The following is a 20,975-nucleotide window of genomic DNA, read 5'->3' on the forward strand; positions in this document are numbered from 1 at the left end:
GAGCACCGACAGGCCGGCGGCACGTGTCCCCGGCGTCAGCTAGCCGAGCAGCTCCACCTCCGAGAGCGTGATCTGCTCCTGCGCCGGGCCGGTGAACTCGATCCGGATCCGCTGGAACTTCGAGGCCGACCCGAGCTTGAACGGCCGGGTGGCCTGCTGCCAGTCGAACTCCTCCTCCGAGCGCCGGTCGAGCACCTTCCACCGCTTGCCGTCGTTCGACCCCTTGACGACCCAGCCGCTCGGGGAACCGCCCTCTGCGCCGTTGGTCAGGGTATAGAAGGAGACCGGCGGCCGCTTCCCGGAGAAGCGGTACTCGACCCAGCCGTCACCGGCGACGGTCGTCTGCGTCCCGGAGTCGTCGTCGACCAGCGTCTCGCCGTCGCTCCCGCTCGTCGTCACCGTCCCCTTGCCCGCACCCGAGCGGTCGGCGATCGGCTTCGCGGGCTTCGACCCGGTGGTCAGCGACGGTGGCACCGACTTCGGCGAGGTGCCCCAGCGCGACGGCTTCGAACCCATGTCGAACTCGATGGTGCCGCCGTCGGCGAGCTCCTGGTGGGAGACGTACGTCTTGTCCCACCGCTTGCCGTCGATCTCGACGCCCTGGACGTAGATGTTCTCGAGGCTGTTCTTCGGCGCCTTGATCACCAGGTCCTTGCCGCCCTCGAGGTGCAGGGTCGCCTTGGTGAACAGCGGCGAGCCGATGACCAGGTTCTCGCTGCCCATCTGCAGGGGGTAGAGACCGAGCGAGGAGAAGAGGTACCAGGCCGACGTCTCGCCGTTGTCCTCGTCGCCGGCATAGCCCTGGCCGATCTCGGAGCCGGTGTACATCCGGCGCAGGGTCTCGCGGACGATCTCCTGCGTCTTCCAGGGCTCGCCTGCGTAGCTGTACATCCACGGGATGTGGTGGCTGACCTGGTTGGAGAAGCCCCACTGCCCCATGCGTACGTCCCGGGCCTCGCGCATCTCGTGGATGATCCCGCCGTAGGAACCGGGGTGCTCGGCCGTCTCCGGCGTGGCGAAGAAGGTGTCGAGCTTCTCCGCGAGACCCTTGCGACCGCCGTAGAGGTTGGCCAGGCCCTGGCCGTCCTGCGGGGTGTGGAAGGCGAAGTTCCAGCCGTCGGTCTCGGTGTAGTCGTGGTCGCTGCCCCACACCAGCGGGTCGTACTCGGCCGGAGACTTCTTGAAGGTGCCGTCGACGTTGCGGCCCTGGAAGAAGCCGACCCGGTCGTCGAAGGTGTTGACGTAGTTGCGGGCCCGGTTGAGGAAGTACTCCGACTCCTCGCGCAGGCGCTTGCGCTCCGCCTTCGAGAGGCCGTCACGCTCGGCGAGCTCGGCAGCCATGTTGCCGATGCCGTAGTCGTTGATGAAGCCCTCCAGCGCCCAGGAGACGCCCTCGCTCACGGCCGCCTGGGTGTAGCCGAGGAACAGCGAGCGCTGCAGGCCCTTGCGGCCGACGTTGGAGTTGTTCGCGCTGCCCGGGGGACGCACGGTGGCGTTCTTCACCGCGGCCGCGTAGGCGGCCTCGGCGTCGATGCCCTTCACCCCCTTGACGTACGCATCGGCGAAGGAGACGTCCGAGCTGGTGCCGGTCATCAGGTTGGCGTAGCCCGGTGAGGACCAGCGCGAGATCCAGCCGTTGTCCTTGTACTGCTGCACGAACCCGTTGACCATCTCCGCGGCCTGGCTCGGCTCGAAGAGCGAGTAGGCGGCCCAGGTGGTGCGGTAGGTGTCCCAGAAGCCGTTGTTCACATAGACCTTGCCGTCCTTGATCTCCGCCCCGGTGTGGTCGGGCGTGGTGCCCGGCGGGATGGTGTCGTCGGAGGTCGACTGCATGGCGTGCTTCCAGACCGGGTCCTCCGCGGTGCCGGTGTTCTCGTGGCCGGAGTTGGGGTAGAGGAAGAGCCGCGCGAGGTTGGAGTAGACGGTGGTCTTCTGGTCCTTGGTCGCGCCCTCGATGTCGAGGACGTCGAGCTTGTCCTGCCACAGCGCCTTCGCCCGGTCCTTGACCGTGTCGAAGGACGCGTCGGCGACCTCGAGCTCGAGGTTGCGCTTGGCCTGATCGATGCCGATCAGGCTGGTGGCGATGCGCATCGTCACGGTCCGGTCCGCGCCGGGGTCGAACTCGAGGTGGCCCTGGACGTCGGGGCGCTCCCCCTCGGCGTACTTGCCGCCGCCGGCGACCCGCTGGTCGAAGGTGGCGTACACGAACATCCGGCTGGCGCCGTTGGACAGGTCGCTGCGGGTGTCGGTGAAGCCGGACAGCGTGCCGGCCTCGGGGTCGAGGGTGAGGCCGCCGCGGTTGTCGACGTTGTCGAAGACGAGGCTCGCGGAGTCACCTGGGTAGGTGAACCGGAAGACCGCGGCGTGGTCGGTCGGCGCGATCTCGGCCCTCTGCCCGTTGTCGAAGTCGACCTCGTAGTAATAGGGCCGAGCGGTCTCGTTCTCGTGCTCGAAGGTGAGCGCCCGCGCCTTCCGGCCCGGGTTCGGCACGCCCTCGGCGGCCGACGGCATCACCTGGAAGGTCTGCCGGTCGCCCATCCACGGGCTGGTCTCGTGGCTCAGCGTCAGCGACTGCAGGCTGGAGCGGTTCTTCGCGTCGTTGTCCTGGTGGTAGCGGTAGAACCAGTTCAGCGAGCTCGCATCCGTCATCGGCGCCCAGAAGTTGAACCCGTGCGGGACCGCGGTCGCGGGGATGTTGTTGCCGCGCGAGAAGGCGCCGCTGGACTGGGTGCCGCGCGTGGTGAGCGCGTAGTCGACCCGGCTGGTCACCTCCGGCTTCTCCGGAGACGCGGTGATCGCGATGTCGTCGTACCAGCCACGGAACCTCGTCGGACCGCTCGGCACGTCGACGCCGACCAGGATGCGGTCGATCGTGCGGCCGGCGGCGACCTCGCCGATGACGGACGCCTTCTTGTTCCACTGGTTGGTGTAGAGCGACTTCGACTCGCCCTGCCCCTCCGGGGAGAGTACGTAGCCCTGCGCGTCGAGCGCGCCCAGCTCGGAGAGCAGCGTGCCGTCGGTGAAGGCCAGGTCGACGGCGGTGTAGGTGCTCGGGTAGCTCAGGTCGCCCTCGACGAACTCGGGGAAGACCAGGTAGGACAGCTCGGTCTTCTTGCCGACCGGGATGTCGACGTCGAAGACGCGGTTGTAGGAGTGGCCCTTCTCGCCGGTGACCTTGCCGGCGTACTCGAAGGCGTGCGTGCCGGTGAAGCCGACCTTCGTCTTGGCGGCGTACGCCGAGGCGGGGCCGTCGTCGGGATGGCTGGTCATGTTCTCGAGCGGCGGCGGGGGCTCGGAGCCGTCGGAGAGCTGCCACTCGGCGAGCTGGAGGAGATCGCCGTCATGGTTGGCTGAGATGTCGATGCGGTAGTGGGAGAAGGCCTGCGGCGAGGCGATCTCGAACTCTCGGGTCTGGAAGCGCTCCTCCCACGACTGGTCGGCGCGGTTGTCCAGGTCGGTCCAGGTCTGGCCGTCGGCGGAGCCCTGGATCACCCAGCTCTTCGGGTCACGCTCGGCGGCGTCGTTGGCCGAGGTGAGGGCGTACCTGACGACGCGGGTGGGCTCGTCCAGATCGATCTGCACCCAGCCGGTGGCCTCGAAGGTGAGCCACTTGGTGTTGATGTCGCCGTCGACGAGCTCGGCCGCTCCTTCGCCGGAACCGGAGTTCTCACCGCTGGCGCCGACGCCGGTGATGTGCTCGGCGATGTCGCCGGGGATGCCCGAGGGGTCGGGGCCGGCCACGCCCTCGGTGCGCGGCTCGCCGTCCTCGTCGGTGTCGACGAGATCGGCCCAGGTGGGCTGCGGATCGTCCTCCTCGAAGGAGGTCGACCAGTCGCCGCCGTCGGCGGCTCGTTGAGGGTCCGCAGTGTCGCTCTTCGGGGCGGTCGGCTCCGCGGTCGACTCTGCGTTCGGCTCTGTCTCCGGGGTCGCGAGCGCGGGCACGGTGCCGCTCATCGTGATCGTCAGCGCCGCCGACGCGGCGATCAGGATGGCCAGGCGCCGAGCCCGGCCTCTGGTTCTCAGGGGTGCGTCCCAACGATGCATCGGTGTGATCTCCTTCACATGGGGGCCATCGAAGATGGAACCGTTGCCTGACAACGTTGTCAATCGGGTTTGCGAAGGATTTACGCGCGACTTGCTGTCGCAGTTGACGACTTCGAGCGCCACTCCGGCGTGACCTGAGACATCGTTGTCGTCGGCGGTTCGTTGTCTACTCTGAGCACGTGGCATCACCCGACTCGACCCGTCAGCAGCGCCGACCGACCATGAAGGACGTCGCCGCGGCAGCCGGAGTCAGCCTGAAGACCGTCTCACGCGTGGTCAACGGCGAGGCCAACGTCAACGAGACCCTGCGTACGGCCGTGCTCGAGTCGATCGCAGAGCTCGGCTTCCGCCCGAACGCCGGCGCCCGTGGACTCCGCCAGGGCCGTTCGGGCACCGTCGGGCTACTCCTGGAAGACGTCGCCGACCCGTTCTACTCGATCCTCTCCCGCGCCGTCGAGGAGGTCGCCCGCGAGCACGGGACGATGGTCTTCGCGGGCTCGTCGGCAGAGGACCCCGCCCGGGAGCGCGAGCTGGCCCTCGCATTCTGCGAACGGCGCGTCGACGGCCTCATCGTGGTGCCCGCCGGCGCCAGCCACTCCTATCTGCTCCCCGAGATGCGCGCCGGCATCCCGGTCGTCTTCGTCGACCGTCCGCCCGGCGACATCGAGGCCGACATGGTGCTCACCGACAACACCGGCGGCACCCGCCGCGGCGTCGACCATCTTCTCGCCCACGGACACCGCCGCATCGGCTTCATCGGCGACGCCCCGGAGATCTACACCGCCGGCGAGCGCCTGCGCGGCTATCGCGAGGCACTGGAGTCCGCCGGCATCGACTTCTCCGACGAGCTGGTCACCCAGGCTCCACCGAATCCCGAGTCCACCGCCGCGGCGCTCGACCGCCTGCTCGCGGGCCCCTCCCCTGCCACCGCCCTGCTCTGCGGCAACAGCCGCACCACCGTCAGCGTGCTCCGCGAGCTCGCCCGTCGCGAGGCCTCGCTCGCGCTGGTCGGCTTCGACGATCTCGAGCTCGGCGATCTCCTCCAGCCGGGGCTCACCGTGGTCGCCCAGGACCCTGCCGCCATGGGCGCCGCCGCCGCGCGGCTGCTCTTCCAGCGGATCACCGGTGGCCCGCCGGGAGACGCCGCCGGCGACGCGTCCGGGCCGACCCAGACGATCACGATCGGCACCCGGCTGATCGCTCGCGGCTCCGGAGAGATCCCGCCTCCCTGACAATGGGGAAATCCGCCGAGTCGGGCTGGGTTTTAAAGTCTAGTGGTCTAGTATTGTTATGTGCCGTGTCGTGATCGCTATGGATACTCGCTGACCACCAGCGACGAAGCTGCCAAGGCCTACTCCCAAGGGCTGCTGGACGTGCTGCGTCTTCGCGACGGCGCGCTGTCCTCGTTCGCGGCCTCGATCGTGCTCGACCCGACCTTCGCCCTCGGCCACGCGGCGCTCGCGCTGCTCGGTCACGAGATGTGCGCACCCGTCGACGTCGCCGCGCGGCTCCAGCAGGCACAGTTCCACGCCCGTCGTGCGACCGAGCGCGAGCGCAGCCACGTGCACGCGGTCGCCTCCCACATCGGCGGCAACCCACGGCCCTTGATCGACCATCTGGCGGCCTTCCCGCGCGACGCCCTGCTGCTCTCCACCGCTGTCCCGACCATCGCCTTCGCCGGCGCCACCGAGGTGCCCGAGGAGGCCTGGGCGATCGTCGAGCGCGCGGCGCCGGCCTATGGCGACGACTGGTGGTTCGCCGGACTGCTGGCCTTCATCCGTCAGGAGCAGCGCCGCTTCGACGACGCGATGTCGCTCTCCTGCTCGTCGCTGGCCGTCGAGCCCGGAGCCGGCCACTCCGCCCACGCCCGCGCCCACGCCCACTACGAGACCGGTGACCACGAGGCGGGTCTCGCCTGGATGTCGTCGTGGGTGCTCGGTGACGGCGCCGAGATCGACTCGCTCTCCCACTTCTCCTGGCACGCCGCGCTCCACGAGCTCTCGCTGGGAGACATGGAAGCGGTACGCCGCCGCTACGAGACCCAGCTCCAGCCCGGTCACGCCCTCGGCTGCCGGGCTCTGGTCGACTCCGGGTCGCTGCTGTTCCGCTGGGCGCTCACGCCAGGCGCCCAGGACGTACCCGACATCGCCGAGGTCGTACGCGTCACCGGCCGCGAGACCATGACCCGCCCCGCCACGCCGTTCCTGGCCATGCACACCGCGGTCACCCATCTCGCCACCGGCGACGCCGTCGCGCTCGACGAGCTGCGCTCCTGGGCCGCCGGCCACGTACACCCGACCATGGCCACCGTCGTCTCCCCGCTCGCCGATGCGCTCGGCCTGATGGCACGCGCGGACTACTCGGCCGCCGCCGACCGGCTCGCCGCCCTCGCCCCCTCGATCCGCCGGCTCGGCGGCTCGGACGCCCAGCGCGAGATCATCGAGGAGGCCCGCATCGCGGCCCTGCTCCGCGCCGACCGCTGGGACGAGGCACGAGTCCTGCTCGACGCCCGCCTCGACCGCCGCCGCTCACCGCGCGACGAGCTCTGGCGCGCCCAGGCGCTCGCGCGAATCTGACCCGCCGAGGCGTCAGCCCGGTCGGTCGAGGCGTCACCCCGGTCGGTCGAGACGTCAGCCCGGTCGGTCGAGGCGTCACCTCGTTGGCCGAGGCGTCACCTGCGTTGACCGAGTGGGCAGCGAACTGCCCACTCAGCCTGCGTACGTGACGCCTCGACCTGCACGGCCGACTTCTCGGCAGGACGTGGGGTCGGTCAGCTGGGGACGATCTCGCCGCCGGTGACCTCGAAGGTGACCTCCTCGAGCGGCGACCTCGCCGGGCCCTGCGAGACCGAGCCGTCCTCGATGGAGAAACGGCTGCCGTGGCAGGGGCAGTCGATGGTGCCGTCGGTGACCTTGGTGACCGAGCAGCCCTGATGAGGGCACACCGCTGAGAACACCTTGAAGGTGCCCTCGGTGGGCTGGGTGGCGACCAGGTTGCGGTCGGCGACGATCACACCGCCACCGACCGGTACCTCGCTGGTCGCGATCAGGGGTCCGCTTCCGGAATCCGAACCGCCAGAACCGTCGGTCGCTTCGTCACCGCCACCGCACGCGGCCAGAAGAGGTGCCCCGACCGCGGTCACCGCGGAGCCGGCGACGACCTTGCGACGGGTGATTCGAGATCCACTCATGGCGTACAGGATAGGCGCCGGGTCAGGACGCACTGACCTTCTTGCGCGCCGGCTTCTTCTTCGCTGCGCTCTTCTTGGCTGCCGTCTTCTTGGCCGGCTCCGGCTTCGCCTTCACCGGCTCGGCCGGCGGCTGCTCGGCACCCTTACCGTCGAGCAGCGGGGCGAGGAAGGCTCCGGTGTGGCTGCCAGGGGTCTCGGCGACGGCCTCGGGGGTGCCCTCCGCGACTACGGTGCCACCGCGGTTGCCGCCCTCGGGACCCATGTCGATGATCCAGTCGGCGGTCTTGATGACGTCGAGGTTGTGCTCGATCACCAGCACGGTGTTGCCCTTGTCGACCAGCGAGGAGAGCACCCCGATGAGCTTACGGATGTCCTCGAAGTGGAGGCCGGTGGTGGGCTCGTCGAGAACGTAGAGCGTCTTGCCGGTGGACCGCTTCTGGAGCTCGGCGGAGAGCTTCACGCGCTGGGCCTCGCCACCGGAGAGGGTGGTCGCCGGCTGACCGAGACGCACGTAGCCCAGGCCCACCTCGACCAGCGTCTTCATGTGGCGCGCGATCGCGGGGACGGCGGCGAAGAAGTCGACCGCCTCCTCGATCGGCATGTCGAGCACCTCGGCGATGGACTTGCCCTTGTAGTGCACCTCGAGCGTCTCGCGGTTGTAGCGAGCGCCGTGGCAGACCTCGCACGGGACGTAGACGTCGGGCAGGAAGTTCATCTCGATCTTGATGGTGCCGTCACCCGAGCAGGCCTCGCAGCGGCCGCCCTTGACGTTGAACGAGAACCGGCCCTGCAGGTAACCCCGCATCTTGGCCTCCGGCGTGGAGGCGAAGAGCTTGCGGATGTGGTCGAAGACGCCGGTGTAGGTCGCCGGGTTCGAGCGCGGGGTGCGGCCGATCGGCGACTGGTCGACGTGGATCACCTTGTCGACGTTGTCCAGGCCGGAGATCTTGGTGTGGCGGCCCGGCACGGTGCGGGAGCGGTAGAACTCCTTGGCCAGCGCGGTGTAGAGGATGTCGTTGACGAGCGTGGACTTGCCCGAGCCGGAGACGCCGGTCACCGCGAGGAAGAGTCCCAGCGGGAAGGTGACGTCGATGTCCTTGAGGTTGTTCTCCCGGGCACCGTGCACGGTCAGCTCGCGGCCGGCGGTGCGCGGGCGGCGCACGGCCGGAACGGCGATCTCTCGTCGGCCGGCCAGATACTGGCCGGTCATCGAGTGCTCATTGGCGAGCAGCTCCTCGACGGTGCCGGAGTGGATCACCTGACCGCCGTGCTCACCGGCGCCGGGGCCGATGTCGACGACCCAGTCGGCGACCTTGATGGTGTCCTCGTCGTGCTCGACGACGATGAGGGTGTTGCCGAGGCGCTTGAGCCGCTCGAGAGTCTCGATCAAGCGGTGGTTGTCGCGCTGGTGGAGGCCGATGGAGGGCTCGTCGAGGACGTAGAGGACGCCGACCAGCCCGGAGCCGATCTGGGTCGCCAGCCGGATCCTCTGGGCCTCACCGCCGGAGAGCGAGCCCGAGGGCCGCTCCAGCGACAGGTAGTCGAGGCCGACGTCGAGAAGGAACCGCAACCGGGCCTGGATCTCCTTGAGCACCTGCTCGGCGATCTGCCGCTCGCGGCCGCTGAGCTCGACCTGGTCGAGCCACGCGGCGGCCTCGTTGATCGGCAGCGCGCACAGCTCGGCGATGTTGAGGCCGCCCTCGCTCCGCTCCCCCAGCGTCACCGAGGTCGAGACGGGCTTGAGGCGGGTGCCCTTGCAGGTCGGGCACGGCACCTGGCGCATGTAACCCTCGAAGCGCTCCCGGGTGGTGTCGGACTCGGCCTCCTTGTGGCGGCGCTCCACCCAGCGGCGTACGCCCTCGAACTGGGCGTCGTAGGCACGGCGACGGCCGTAGCGGTTGACCGAGACCACGTGCACCTTGCGTCCGTGACCGTCGAGGATCGCCTTCTGACCGGCAGGCGGGATCGCCTCCCACGGGGTGTCGAGGTCGAAGCCGAGCTCACCACCGAGCGCCTCCAGGAGGCGCAGGAAGTAGTCGGCGACGTGAGCCTGCGACCAGGGCTGCAGGGCACCCTCGGCGAGCGTGGCGCCCGGGTTGGGGACGACCAGCTCGGGGTCGACCTCCATCCGGGTGCCGAGGCCGGTGCAGGCAGGGCACGCACCGAAGGGCGAGTTGAACGAGAAGGACCGCGGCTCGAGCTCGTCGGTGTCGAGCAGATGGTCGTTGGGGCACGACATCCGCTCGGAGAACTTCATCTGCTCACCAGTGTCGACGAAGTCGAAGACGACCAGGCCGCCGGCCAGCTCCAGCGCGGTCTCGACCGAGTCGGTCAGGCGGCGCTTGGCAGACTCCTTGACCGCGAGCCGGTCGATGACCACCTCGATGGTGTGCTTCTTCTGCTTCTCCAGCTTGGGCGGCGAATCGAGCTGGTGGGTCTCGCCGTCGACGCGCACGCGCGAGTAGCCCTGCTGCTGCAGCTGGCTGAAGAGCTCGACGTACTCCCCCTTGCGGGCCCGGATCACCGGGCTGAGCACCTGGAAGCGGCGGCCCTCCTCCAGGGTGAGCACGTGGTCGACGATCTGCTGCGGCGTCTGCCGCTCGATCGGGGCGCCACAGACCGGGCAGTGCGGCCGGCCGGCGCGGGCGTAGAGCAGACGCAGGTAGTCGTAGACCTCGGTGATGGTGCCGACCGTCGACCGTGGGTTCTTCGAGGTCGACTTCTGGTCGATCGAGACCGCAGGCGAGAGCCCCTCGATGAAGTCGACGTCGGGCTTGTCCATCTGCCCGAGGAACTGGCGTGCGTACGCAGAGAGCGACTCGACATAGCGTCGCTGGCCCTCGGCGAAGATGGTGTCGAACGCAAGGCTCGACTTGCCGCTCCCCGACAGGCCGGTGAACACGATCATCGAGTCCCGAGGCAGGTCGAGGGAGACGTCCTTCAGGTTGTGCTCCCGGGCTCCCCGGATGATCAGCTGGTGCTCCGCCACGTTCTTTCCTCGTCAAGTGCTATCGCATCGCGCTACCGCGTCGAACATGTGTTCGTAGCATACGGCGCTGGGAAGACTCCCTGATGGCACCCTCTCACGGACCACCGACATTTTACTTCCGGCTGTGTCCGACGTGCTTGCATAGACGCATGAGCGATGCCCCTACCACTTATACAGGCGCTGTGAAACCGGGCGGCCCGGCCGACGTGCGCGAGCTCGGCGGTCTGACCGTCACCAAGGTCGCCGTCGACGCGCAGATGTCCAACAACTGCTACCTGCTACGCTGCCGCCGCACCGGCCAGCAGCTCCTCGTCGACGCGGCCGCGGAGCCCGAGACGCTCCTCCCTCTGATCGGCGAGGAGCTGGCCACCGTCGTCACCACCCACCAGCACTGGGACCACCACCGGGCCCTGGCCGAGGTCACCGCCACGACCGGCGCCACCACCCTCGCCGGCGAGCCCGACGCCGCCGCGATCACCGAGGCCACCGGCGTACCGATCTCGCGCACGCTCTCCCACGGCGACACCGTCACCGTCGGCGAGTGCACCCTGGAGGTCATCGCGCTGCGCGGTCACACGCCCGGCTCGGTCGCCCTCCTCTACCGAAACCCCGAGGGCTCGCCGCACCTGTGGACCGGCGACAGCCTCTTCCCCGGCGGCGTGGGCAACACCCAGAAGGACCCCGTACGTTTCACCCAGCTGCTCGACGACGTCGAGGAGCGCATCTTCGCGACCCTCCCCGACGACACCTGGTTCTACCCGGGCCACGGCGACGACTCCACGATCGGCGCGGAGCGACCACACCTGGCCGAGTGGCGCGAGCGCGGCTGGTGACCTGCTAGCCGACCTCGACCAGTGGCGGATCGGTCGTCTCCGTGGGCGTCTCGGTCGGGATCGGCTCCTCGGTCGGTTCTGTGGTCTCGGAGGGCTCCGTCGTCGGCTTCGGGTCGCGCGTGGGCGTGGGACCGGACGTCGGTGTCGACCCTCCGGGGCCGTCCGGCTCCGGCTCGCGTGTGCGCTTGGGTCCGGCGGGTTCATCGATCACCGTCGAGCTCGTCTCGCCCGGGACGTACGTCTCGCCCTCATGCTCGTCCACGGCGATCCCGCCCGGACGGGATGTCGAGCCGGACGACGGCTCGCCTACCGGCTCCGACGGCGCCAGCGGCGGCAACGGGTCGACGTCGACGAGGCCGGTGCCGATCTCCTCGTGACCGGGCGACGGGTCGCGGTCGGGCTCCTCGGCCTCCGCCAGCCCACCGACGAGGACCACAGCCCCGAGACCCGTCAGGACCATGCCGGTGAGGATGCCCGCGACAGCGACCTGCTTGCTCTGCACAATCCGCTCCCTGTACCTGCCCCGCGCTGGTGTGGCGGACAGCGTAGGGCAGCGATGCCCCGGGCGTTACCCTCCCCGGGGCATCATCCGCAGGAGCTGGAGGTCACTCGCTCGGCGGCTCGGAGGGGTCCGAGGGCTCCTCGGACGGCGACTCGGTCGGCGAGGGCGAGCCGGTGTCGCTCGGCTCCTCGCTCGGGCTCTCGCTCTCGGTCGGCGACTCGCTGGGCGACTCGCTCGGCGAGGTCGAGGGGCTGCCCGGCTCGTCGGTGGGCAGCGGCGTCGAGGGAACATGGGTGGGACGGGCCGGGACCGGCGACATGGAGCCGTCGGAGGACTCCGAGGCGGACCACGGAGCAGCCGGCTCGGACTCCACGACCTCCGGCGCCTCGCTGCCCGGCGCCCAGGTGTCCGGGATGGGCTGGGTCGGCCTGGTCGACTTCTTCTCCAGCGGCGCCACCGGCGACACCGGTGAGATCAGGTCGACGCCCGACCCCTCGCTCTTGACGTAGCCCTGCACGGGCTCCTCGGCACCCGCGTTGCCGACGATCAGACCCCCGATCCCGATGCTTGTCATGGCCAGTCCGGTTGCCATTCCAGCTACAGCGATCTGCTTGCGATGCAACACGATTCCCCCGTGATACCAACGACTCGACAAGTTCTCTGGTCGTGCACAGTAGACCCACAACGATCCAAACTGTGCGACCACTATCGGAGTGTCGAAGCTCGTTGGCAAGTCAACGTCATCTATCGTTCGACCGATATAACCCCAGGTCGCGGCTCTGTTCGCCCGGCGCGAACGCCCGCCCGGATGCGGTCCACGGCGCTAAGGTGTCGACATGGGCGAAGTGATCAGGTTTCCCGGCCCCCCGTCGCCGGACGACGACAAGCCGGCGCCGTTGTGGCGTGAGGCCGCGGGACAGGTGATCCGCGAGGAACGCGCCCACCAGGAGCGCACGCTGGCCGACGTCGCAGGTGACGCCGGGGTCTCGACGCAGTATCTCTCCGAGATCGAGCGCGGTCGCAAGGAGCCCAGCTCCGAGGTCCTCGAGGCCGTCGGGGGCGCGCTCGGCCTCGGTCTCGTCGACCTCACCGAGCGGGTCACCCGCACGCTTCGTGCGGGCGCCCGCCCTGCTGGCCCGATGGCTCTCGCCGCCTGACCTGCCTGCTCAGAGCGCCTGCGCCACAGCGAGCTTGCGGCTCTCGAGCACGGCGTCCGCCAGCCCGTACGCCACCGCCTCCTCGGCCCCGAAGACCCGGTCGCGCTCGGTGTCCGCGTGGATCTGGTCGGTGTCGTGGCCGGTGTGCCGCGAGAGCAGCGTGTCCATCTCGGCCCGGAGCCGACCGATCTCCTTCGCCGCGACCTGCAGGTCGGTGACGTCGCCGCGCTGACCGTCCTGGCCAGGCTGCTGCAGCACCACCCGCGCGTGCGGGAGGACGGTACGCCGCCCCGGCTCCCCCGCCGCCAGCAGCACCGCGGCCGAGCCGGCCGCCTGACCGACGCAGGTGGTGGCGACCGAGGCGCGGATGAACTGCATCGTGTCGTAGATGCCGAACATCGCAGTCGGGTCGCCGCCCGGCGAGCTGAGGTAGAGGTTGATCTCGGAGTCGGGCGACTCCGACTCCAGGTGGAGCAGCTGGGCGATGACGACGTTGGCGACGCCGTCGTCGATCGGGGTGCCGATGTAGACGATGCGGTCGGAGAGGAGGCGGCTGTAGATGTCGACCGCCCGCTCGCCGTGCTGGGTCTTCTCCACCACGGACGGGATCGTATAGGAGCTCATCGCGCGCCTCCGCTCGCGGCGAGGCCGAAGGCGGCGCTGCGCTGCTGCACCGGCGTCACCGACTGCACGTCGTCGAGCACCGCGTCGACGAAACCGTAGTCGCGGGCCTCCTCCGCGGTGAACCATCGGTCCCGCAGCGAGTCCTGGTCGATCTGCTCGACGCTCTGCCCGGTGTGGGCGGCGGTGATGCGCAGCATCTGCTCGGTCATCCGCGCCAACCGAGCGGCCTGCACCTCGATGTCGGCCGCGGAGCCGCCGATGCCCGCCGACCCCTTGTGGAGCAGCACCTCGGTGTGGGGCAGGACGTAGCGCTTGCCCGGGGTGCCGGCGGTGAGCAGGAACTGCCCCATGCTTGCAGCCATGCCCATGCCGAGCGTGGAGACGTCGTTGGGGATGAGGTTCATGACGTCGTAGATGGCCATCCCGGCCGTCACCGAGCCACCTGGCGAGTTGATGTAGAGGGAGATGTCCCGGTGCGGGTCCTCGGCGCTCAGCAACAGGAGCTGGGCGCAGATCCGGTTGGCGATCGCGTCGTCGACCTCCTGGCCGAGCACGATGATCCGTTGATTCTGCAGCCGCGCCGTCAGCTGCTCGTCGAGCGGCCCGGCGGTGATGGGTGTCTGGGTCATGCTGCCGAGCCTGATCCAGTCGTCCGCCGCATTCCAGCGAATCCGCCGTGGGCAGATCTGCCCACGGCAGATCCCGCGGATCGCTCCGCCCTCGGTGAGGCTGCGGCACACTCTCAGCCATGCTCGCCGACCTCGAAGTCGTCCACGTCCTGGCTGCTGCACTCGTCGCGTACTCCCTCTACGCTGCCGTGGTCTCGACGACGACGGGACTCAAGGCTCGCCGTCTGGGTCGTCCTTCCGTGGACGCCGCCCACGAGGCCCTCTGCGCGAGCCGTGGCTGGACCTACACGGTCGAGGACGAGGATCTCCCGGCGCGTTTTCAAGCGATGCCGACAAGCATGGACGCGCTGACTCCTGAACCCCGGGCGGTGCATGTGGTCACCGGCACCCATGCGGGACTGTCGTTCCTCTCCTACGAGCACCGGTCATGGTCGCGCCATTCGATCGAGCCTCACGTCTACCGGCATCAGACCGCGCGGCTCCACGTGGTCGCGTTCGATCTCGACCACCTCCACCCGTGGCTCCACCTCCGACCCGTGCCCCGGCCGGCGGGCCCGCTGTCCCGGCTGCGCTCCCGCACCGCGGGCCCGTTCGAGCGCGCCTACGCCGTGGAGACGACCCGCAGGTCTTTCTCCACGGCGGTGCTTCACGACGAGATGCGCGCGCACCTGCTCCGCACCGGAGCGCGCTACCAGTTCGACGGCACCTGGTTGGTCATGGTCGTTGACGGGCCGGCGCGAGCGGACCAGCTGGACGCTCGTCTCGCCGACCTCACCACGTTCCTCGACCTCGTGCCCGGTCACCTGCTGTGGCGCGGCAGGCCGAACGGTAGGCCGAGCCGATAGGTTGCGGTCGTGCGCTGCGTGATTCTGGACGACTATCAGGACGTGGCGACGACGTACGCCGCATGGGACTCGCTCGATGGAGTGGAGGTCACCTCGCTGACCGGCCACCTCGAACCGGACGCGCTCGTCGAGGCGCTCGACGGAGTCGAGATCGTGGTCGCGATGCGGGAGCGTACGCCGTTCCCGGCCGCCGTCTTGGAGCGGCTGTCGGCACTGAAGCTGCTGGTCACGACCGGGATGCGCAACGCCTCGATCGACCTGGCGGCCGCCGCACGGCAGCAGGTCACGGTCTGCGGCACCGAGTCGAGCCCGCACCCGCCGGTCGAGCTGACCTGGGCGCTGATCCACGCGCTGACCCGCCATCTCGTGACCGAGACCACCGGCCACGGCTGGCAGCGGACCGTCGGAACCGACCTGCACGGACGCACCCTCGGCCTGGTCGGGCTCGGCAAGATCGGCAGCCGGGTCGCGGCCGTGGGGCAGGCGTTCGGGATGGACGTGATCGCCTGGAGCCCCCATCTCACCGCCGAGCGCGCCGAGCCCGTCGGGGTGCGGGCGGTCGACAAGGCGACGCTCTTCGCGACCAGTGACATCGTCTCGCTCCACCTGGTCCTCTCCGAGGCCACCCGACACGTCGTCGGACACGCCGAGCTGGCCTCGATGAAGCCCACCGCCCACCTGGTCAACACCTCCCGCGCCGGGCTCGTCGACACCGACGCGCTGGTCGCTCACCTCGGCTCCGGCACGATCGCCGGCGCCGGCCTGGACGTCTTCGACGTCGAGCCGCTCCCGGCCGACGACGTGCTCCGCCATCTCCCGAACGTGGTCACGACGCCTCACCTCGGCTACGTCACCGAGGACAACTACCGCCGCTTCTACGGCGGCGCGGTCGAGGACATCGCCGCCTGGCTGGCCGGGGACCCGGTCCGCACCCTCACGCCGAAGGAGTCCGATGCCTGACCCGCTCCCCCGGGCTGCCGAGCTGGCCCCGACCGGCACGCTGCGCGCCTCGATCAACCTCGGCAACCCCGTCCTCGCCCAAGGCACCCTCGACGCTCCGGCGGGCGTCACCGTGGACATCGCCCGAGAGGTCGCGCGGCGCCTCGGCGTCCCGGTCTCGCTCCAGTGCTTCGACGCCGCGCGGAAGTCCTTCGAGGCGCTGCGCACCGGCGCCGCCGACATCGCGTTCCTCGCCGTCGAGCCCGCGCGGGCGGCCGAGGTCGAGTTCACCGAGCCGTACGTCCTCATCGAAGGCGTCTACGCCGTCCCCGCCGACTCCCCGATCCGCAGCGCCGACGACGTCGACCGTCCCGGCGTAGCGTACGTGTCGGGGTGAAGGAGGGCTCGGCCTACGACCTGTTCCTGACCCGCAGCCTGCGGAACGCCGAGGTGGTCCGCGGCACCGACGGCATCGACGTCTTCCGCGAGCACGGGCTCGAGGTCGCCGCCGGGATCCGGCAGCCGCTGACCCGGCACGTCACCGCCGATCCCGGGCTACGACTGCTCGAGCCGCGCTTCATGCAGATCCGCCAGGCCGTGGCGACCGGTCGGGACCACAGCCCGGAGACGGTGGACTTCCTTCAGGACCTGGTCGAGGAGCTGAAGTCGGACGGACGGATCGCCGAGTCGCTGGCCCGATCCGGGCAGGACGCCACCGTCGCGACCCCGCGCCGCGTCTAGCGCGGACGCCGCTCAGCGCGGGGTCGCGGCCTGCAGCCAGATCGCGGTGCAGGTCTGCCTGGCCTCGTCGAGCGCACCCGTCGAGATCTTGGACGCCTGGTAGAAGCTGCGCTCGATCATCCAGCACAGCGCCCGGGCCAGCGCCTGTGCATCGGTGGGGGCCGTACCGGCCGGGACCCCGCCGCGCTGCAGGACGTCGGCGATCGCCTCGATGGAGACCTCGGCGGCCTCGGCCCAGACCTGGTCGATGGCCGGGACCGTCGAGGCCAGGTCCACGGCCATGCGCATCACCAGCCCGTGCTCACGCCAGAGTTGGGCGGTGACCTCCAGCGCGACGCTGATGGACTCCTCGACCGACCGGCTCTCGTCACGCGCGGCACCGGCCGACTTCTCCCGCAGCACCTGCGCGGTGCGCGCGACCAGCGCCGCGAGCACCTCCTGCTTGGAGCCGAAGTAGAAGTAGAGCGCCCCGCGGGTGATCCCGGCCGCCTCGGCGATGTCACCGACCGTGACGTCGGCATAGCCGGTCGTGGCCAGCAGCTCCTCGGCGGAGTCCAGGATCTGCTGCTCGCGCAGGTCCCCCTTGCGTACCGCCGGCGCCGTTCGGCGCGAGGGCCAGGACTTGGTCACCGTCTCCCCTGACTGTCGTTTCTGCGAGGTGGCCTAGGTGGTGGCCTACGTGGCGGCGAGCTGGGCGCCGTCGGCGAAGTCCGTGCTCCGGGAGAGTTCCTCCCACTGCCGGATGTCGTCGTCGACGGCCGTACGCGCCGCGCCGATCAGCCTCAGCGCGTCGGAGCCCAGCACCAGGTGGGCCGGCGGCTGCGGCTCCTCCAGTATCGCCAGCACCGCCTCGGCCGCCTTGACCGGGTTGCCGAGCTGATTGCCGTCGGCCTTCAGCCGCGCAGCCCGGATCGGCTCGAACAGGTCGTCGTAGTCGGAGATGGTGCGCTCCGCGCGGGTCATCGAGCGGCCTGCCCAGTCGGTGCGGAAGGAGCCCGGCTCGATCGCGGTGACGTGGATCCCGAAGGAGGCGACCTCCTTGCGCAGGCTCTCCAGCATGCCCTCGACCGCGAACTTGCTGGCGCAGTAGGCGGACATCCCCGGGACGGCCATCAGACCGGCCATCGAGGTCACCACCATCAGATGACCGCTGCGACGCTTCCGCATGTAGGGCAGCGCTGCCTGCAGGGTCGCCGCGACACCGAAGACGTTGGTGGCGAACTGCGCTCGCATCTCCGCCAGCGGCGTCTCCTCGAAGACACCCTCGACGCCGTAGCCGGCGTTCGCGATCACCACGTCGATCGGTCCGACGGTGGACTCGACGTCGGCGATCGTGGCGCCGACCGCGTCGTCGTCGGTGACGTCGAGCAGGCGCGCGTGGGCGCGGTCGGCGGCGAGCGCCTCGAAGTCGGTCGCGTCACTGCTCCTACGCACCGTGCCGACGACACGGTGGCCGGCGTCCAACGCTGCGGTCGCGAACGCGCGCCCCAGCCCGCTGCTCACGCCGGTGATCAGAAATGTCTTCATCGTTCCTCCACTGGTCTCTTACTTGACACAGTGTCGACTTAAAATCGACGCTGTGTCAAGTAAGCCGTTGCGGAGGCACGCGAGCCGGGTCACCGACACCGCCCCGGCGGTCTCGGCATCGGTTCGCAGCTGCTCGTCGTAGGCCTTCAGCGCGGCGAGAAACCAACGTCGAAAAATGTCGCCGGAGCGTGTAGTTATCCGGCCTCCGGCTCCGTTCCCTTCACGAATGGCGCTCACCAGGAGCGCTCGAAGTGGAAAGGTGAAGACATGCCTCGCTACCTGATGATCCTCGACTACCAGAGCGGCAACGACGAGACTCCCGGCGGGATGGCCGGCTGGAAGCCGGACGAGGTGCAGGCTCACATGAGCTACTACGAGGCGCTCAACAAGGCGCTGACCGAGTCCGGCGAGCTGGTGGCCGTGGAGGCGCTGACGCCACCAGACCAGGCGTTCGTGGTGACCTCCGACGGCACCGACAAGACCGTGACCGACGGTCCGTTCCAGGAGTTCAAGGAGTGGGTCGCCGGCTACATGATCGTCGATGCCGAGACCGAGGAGCGCGCCCTGGAGATCGCCGGGCTCTACTCCGCTGCGCCCGGCGCCGGCGGTCGGGCGATCCAGCAGCCGATCCAGGTGCGGCGGATGTACCACGGCATCGACGGCTCCGCGCTCGAGGACACCATCGCCTTCGGCGAGGCGAACATCGAGTGAGCGCGTCGATCCCCGACGACCTGCTGCGTGACCTCACGCCGCAGGTCGTCGCCGTGGTCACCCGGCGCTGTGGCGACTTCGACGCCGCCGAGGACGCCGTCCAGGAGGCCCTGATCGAGGCGCTGCGCATCTGGACGGAGCGCGGCGTACCCGAGCAGCCCCGCGGCTGGCTGATCACCACCGCCGTGCGCCGGCTCGTCGACGCCAAGCGCAGCGAGGCACGCCGGCGGGACCGCGAGCGGGCCGACCGGCTCGCCGAGCCCGACGGGCAGGAGACGTACGCAGCCGACGACTCGCTCGACGTCCTGCTGCTGTGCTGCCACCCCAGCCTCACTCCGGCGTCGGCGGTCGCGCTGACCCTGCGGGCTGTCGGCGGGCTCACCACCCGGGAGATCGCGCGCGCCTACCTCGTCCCGGAGAAGACGATGGCGCAGCGGATCTCGCGGGCGAAGGCGACGCTCAAGGGCCGCTCGCTCGGCATCGACGGCACCGCCGACCTCGCCGCCCGGATCCCGGCGATGCTGAAGGTGCTCTATCTGCTCTTCAACGAGGGGTACGTCGCGTCCGAGGGTGAGCACCTGCAGCGGGTCGACCTGTGCGCGGAGGCGATCCGGCTGACCCGGATGGCCCACCGCGCGCTCGCCCGGATGACCGGGAGCGCCCATGGTGAGCTCGGTGGGCTGCTGGCTCTGATGCTGCTCCTCGACGCCCGCCGGCCTGCCCGAGTCGACGCTCACGGTGCGGTGGTGCCGCTCGCCGACCAGGACCGCAGCCTGTGGCGTCGCGAGACGAGCCGGGAGGGCATCTCGCTGGTCGACTCGATCGTCGGCACCGGGCGTCCCGGCACCTACCAGATCCAGGCCGCCATCGCCGCGCTGCACAACCGCGCCGCCTCCGCGGAGGAGACCGACTGGCTGCAGATCGCCGCGCTCTACGGGCTGCTGGAGAAGGTGGCTCCCGGGCCGATCGTGACGCTCAACAAGGCGGTGGCGGTCGGGTACGCCGACGGCCCGGTCCCCGCGCTCGCGCTGATCGACGGACTGGTCCGCGACCGCGCTGCTGACGGGGATGCCGGCTTCGCCGACCATCCCCGGCTGCCGGCCGTGCGCGCCCACCTGCTGGAGCTCGCGGGCGACCTGGACGGTGCTGCCGCTGCGTACGACCTGGCCGCGGCGCGGGCCACCAACCTCGCCGAGCGGCGCTTCCTGATCTCGAAGGCCGCGGCGCTGCGCGATGCGCGCTGCTGATGCCTACTGAGAACCGTTCTCTGGCTAGGCTGTCTCTGTGATCGAACTGCGCACGCCGACCCAGATCGAGCAGATGAAGCCTGCCGGCCGCTTCGTGGCCGATGTCCTGACAGCTCTCCGCGAGCACGCCGCCGTGGGTGTGAACCTGCTCGAGCTGGACGAGCTCGCGCACAAGATGATCAAGGACCGCGGCGCGGAGTCGTGCTACATCGACTACCACCCGAGCTTCGGCGCGATGCCGTTCGGCAAGGTGCTGTGCACCTCGGTCAACGACGGCGTGCTGCACGGCCTGCCCTTCGACTACAAGCTCGCCGACGGCGACCTGCTCAGCGTCGACTTCGCCGCCAGCGTCGACGGGTGGGTCGCCGACTCCGCCCTCTCCGTGGTCGTCGGCACCCCGCGCCAGGAGGACCTCGACCTCATCGAGACCACCACCCAGGCGCTCGCCGCCGGCATCGACGCCGCCCGGGTCGGCAACAAGGTCGGCGACATCTCCCACGCGATCGCCAGCGTCGCGCGCGAGAAGGGCCTCAAGATCAACACCCAGTTCGGTGGCCACGGCGTCGGCCGCACCATGCACGGCGACCCCCACATCGCCAACGACGGCCGCCCCGGCCGCGGCTTCAAGCTGCAGCCCGGCCTGGTCATCGCGATCGAGCCGTGGTTCCTGCACACCACCGACGAGATCTACACCGACAAGGACGGCTGGACCCTCCGGAGCGTCGACGGCTCCCGCGGAGCCCACATGGAGCACACCGTCGCGGTCACCGACGACGGCCCCCTCATCCTCACCGCCCGCGACTGATCACTCCCCCGCCGAGCCGTCAGTTATGGTGGCCGAAACGGCACCTGTGACGGCCGAGACGTCAGTTCTGTCGTCCGAGATGGCACCTTGGTCGGCCGAGACGTCGCTTCGGTCGGTCGAGATGGCAGCCCGCTGCCGTCTCGACCGACGTACCTGCCGTCTCGGCCGACGTACCTGCCGTCTCGGCCGACG

At 69.9% G+C, this 20,975-nt stretch carries 20 protein-coding genes; 11 read left to right on the plus strand and 9 right to left on the minus strand.

Going from position 1 to position 20,975, the window contains the following annotated elements:
• Positions 1-39 precede the first annotated feature (39 nt).
• The gene (locus tag IEY81_RS19695; protein ID WP_189120192.1) at positions 40-4,044 is read right to left on the minus strand and encodes a GH92 family glycosyl hydrolase; all 4,005 of its coding nucleotides are present in this window, start codon (positions 4,042-4,044) and stop codon (positions 40-42) included.
• 179 nt (positions 4,045-4,223) lie between these two features.
• Here IEY81_RS19695 and IEY81_RS19700 point away from each other — a divergent pair, with 179 nt between their 5' ends.
• Both IEY81_RS19700 and IEY81_RS19705 read left to right on the plus strand, forming a co-directional pair.
• Entirely contained in the window at positions 4,224-5,276 is a 1,053-nt protein-coding gene (locus IEY81_RS19700; RefSeq protein ID WP_229788012.1) for a LacI family DNA-binding transcriptional regulator, read from the plus strand.
• A 60-nt stretch (positions 5,277-5,336) separates the two neighbouring features.
• A complete protein-coding gene (locus tag IEY81_RS19705) occupies positions 5,337-6,620 on the plus strand; it encodes a tetratricopeptide repeat protein (RefSeq protein WP_189120193.1) in 1,284 nt (427 codons plus the stop codon).
• A 194-nt stretch (positions 6,621-6,814) separates the two neighbouring features.
• Here IEY81_RS19705 and IEY81_RS19710 read toward each other — a convergent pair whose 3' ends face one another.
• Together IEY81_RS19710 and uvrA are read right to left on the minus strand one after the other, a co-directional pair.
• Positions 6,815-7,234 (minus strand): Rieske (2Fe-2S) protein, encoded by a 420-nt coding sequence (locus IEY81_RS19710; RefSeq protein ID WP_189120194.1) that lies wholly within the window; start codon positions 7,232-7,234, stop codon positions 6,815-6,817.
• Positions 7,235-7,256: 22 nt separating this feature from the next.
• The gene (uvrA, locus tag IEY81_RS19715) at positions 7,257-10,223 is read right to left on the minus strand and encodes an excinuclease ABC subunit UvrA (RefSeq protein WP_189120195.1); all 2,967 of its coding nucleotides are present in this window, start codon (positions 10,221-10,223) and stop codon (positions 7,257-7,259) included.
• Positions 10,224-10,372: 149 nt separating this feature from the next.
• On the opposite strand from uvrA, the gene IEY81_RS19720 reads away from it, so the two are divergent.
• On the plus strand, positions 10,373-11,056 hold the full coding sequence (locus IEY81_RS19720) for an MBL fold metallo-hydrolase (RefSeq protein ID WP_189120196.1): 684 nt from the start codon (positions 10,373-10,375) through the stop codon (positions 11,054-11,056).
• A 4-nt stretch (positions 11,057-11,060) separates the two neighbouring features.
• On the opposite strand, the gene IEY81_RS19725 is transcribed toward IEY81_RS19720, so the two are convergent.
• Together IEY81_RS19725 and IEY81_RS19730 are read right to left on the minus strand one after the other, a co-directional pair.
• The gene (locus tag IEY81_RS19725) at positions 11,061-11,558 is read right to left on the minus strand and encodes a hypothetical protein (RefSeq protein ID WP_189120197.1); all 498 of its coding nucleotides are present in this window, start codon (positions 11,556-11,558) and stop codon (positions 11,061-11,063) included.
• A gap of 103 nt (positions 11,559-11,661) precedes the next feature.
• On the minus strand, positions 11,662-12,132 hold the full coding sequence (locus IEY81_RS19730; protein WP_189120198.1) for a hypothetical protein: 471 nt from the start codon (positions 12,130-12,132) through the stop codon (positions 11,662-11,664).
• A gap of 262 nt (positions 12,133-12,394) precedes the next feature.
• On the opposite strand from IEY81_RS19730, the gene IEY81_RS19735 reads away from it, so the two are divergent.
• Entirely contained in the window at positions 12,395-12,715 is a 321-nt protein-coding gene (locus IEY81_RS19735; RefSeq protein ID WP_189120199.1) for a helix-turn-helix domain-containing protein, read from the plus strand.
• A gap of 9 nt (positions 12,716-12,724) precedes the next feature.
• Here the strand turns inward: IEY81_RS19735 and IEY81_RS19740 are convergent, their stop codons facing one another.
• Complete coding sequence (locus tag IEY81_RS19740; RefSeq protein ID WP_189120200.1) at positions 12,725-13,339, minus strand: ClpP family protease; 615 nt, start codon at positions 13,337-13,339, stop codon at positions 12,725-12,727.
• Positions 13,336-13,968: a ClpP family protease gene (locus tag IEY81_RS19745; RefSeq protein ID WP_189120201.1), complete on the minus strand. Its 633-nt coding sequence runs from the start codon at positions 13,966-13,968 to the stop codon at positions 13,336-13,338. Before IEY81_RS19745 ends, IEY81_RS19740 begins: the two co-directional genes overlap by 4 nt.
• Before the next feature lie 119 nt (positions 13,969-14,087).
• Between IEY81_RS19745 and IEY81_RS19750 the strand changes: the two genes are divergently transcribed.
• Genes IEY81_RS19750 through IEY81_RS24330 form a run of 4 tightly spaced genes read left to right on the plus strand, consistent with a single transcriptional unit; the run spans position 14,088 to position 16,493 of the window.
• On the plus strand, positions 14,088-14,813 hold the full coding sequence (locus IEY81_RS19750) for a hypothetical protein (protein ID WP_189120202.1): 726 nt from the start codon (positions 14,088-14,090) through the stop codon (positions 14,811-14,813).
• 9 nt (positions 14,814-14,822) lie between these two features.
• The gene (locus tag IEY81_RS19755; protein ID WP_189120203.1) at positions 14,823-15,773 is read left to right on the plus strand and encodes a D-2-hydroxyacid dehydrogenase family protein; all 951 of its coding nucleotides are present in this window, start codon (positions 14,823-14,825) and stop codon (positions 15,771-15,773) included.
• Complete coding sequence (locus IEY81_RS24325) at positions 15,766-16,149, plus strand: transporter substrate-binding domain-containing protein (protein WP_229788013.1); 384 nt, start codon at positions 15,766-15,768, stop codon at positions 16,147-16,149. Before IEY81_RS19755 ends, IEY81_RS24325 begins: the two co-directional genes overlap by 8 nt.
• Positions 16,146-16,493: a type 2 periplasmic-binding domain-containing protein gene (locus IEY81_RS24330; protein ID WP_229788014.1), complete on the plus strand. Its 348-nt coding sequence runs from the start codon at positions 16,146-16,148 to the stop codon at positions 16,491-16,493. The genes IEY81_RS24325 and IEY81_RS24330 overlap by 4 nt, the downstream gene beginning before the upstream one ends.
• 12 nt (positions 16,494-16,505) lie before the next feature.
• Here the strand turns inward: IEY81_RS24330 and IEY81_RS19765 are convergent, their stop codons facing one another.
• Both IEY81_RS19765 and IEY81_RS19770 read right to left on the minus strand, forming a co-directional pair.
• Entirely contained in the window at positions 16,506-17,123 is a 618-nt protein-coding gene (locus IEY81_RS19765) for a TetR/AcrR family transcriptional regulator (RefSeq protein WP_189120204.1), read from the minus strand.
• 45 nt (positions 17,124-17,168) lie between these two features.
• A complete protein-coding gene (locus tag IEY81_RS19770) occupies positions 17,169-18,020 on the minus strand; it encodes an oxidoreductase (RefSeq protein ID WP_189120205.1) in 852 nt (283 codons plus the stop codon).
• 267 nt (positions 18,021-18,287) lie between these two features.
• Between IEY81_RS19770 and IEY81_RS19775 the strand changes: the two genes are divergently transcribed.
• Genes IEY81_RS19775 through map form a run of 3 tightly spaced genes read left to right on the plus strand, consistent with a single transcriptional unit; the run spans position 18,288 to position 20,783 of the window.
• On the plus strand, positions 18,288-18,731 hold the full coding sequence (locus IEY81_RS19775; RefSeq protein WP_189120206.1) for a YciI family protein: 444 nt from the start codon (positions 18,288-18,290) through the stop codon (positions 18,729-18,731).
• A complete protein-coding gene (locus IEY81_RS19780; RefSeq protein ID WP_229788015.1) occupies positions 18,728-19,978 on the plus strand; it encodes an RNA polymerase sigma factor in 1,251 nt (416 codons plus the stop codon). Before IEY81_RS19775 ends, IEY81_RS19780 begins: the two co-directional genes overlap by 4 nt.
• 37 nt (positions 19,979-20,015) lie before the next feature.
• Positions 20,016-20,783, plus strand: coding sequence for a type I methionyl aminopeptidase (gene map / locus IEY81_RS19785; RefSeq protein ID WP_189120207.1), 768 nt, complete (start codon positions 20,016-20,018; stop codon positions 20,781-20,783).
• Positions 20,784-20,975: the final 192 nt, after the last annotated feature.

The sequence above is a fragment of the Nocardioides luteus genome (genome assembly GCF_014648595.1).
GTDB classification, from domain to species: domain Bacteria; phylum Actinomycetota; class Actinomycetes; order Propionibacteriales; family Nocardioidaceae; genus Nocardioides; species Nocardioides luteus.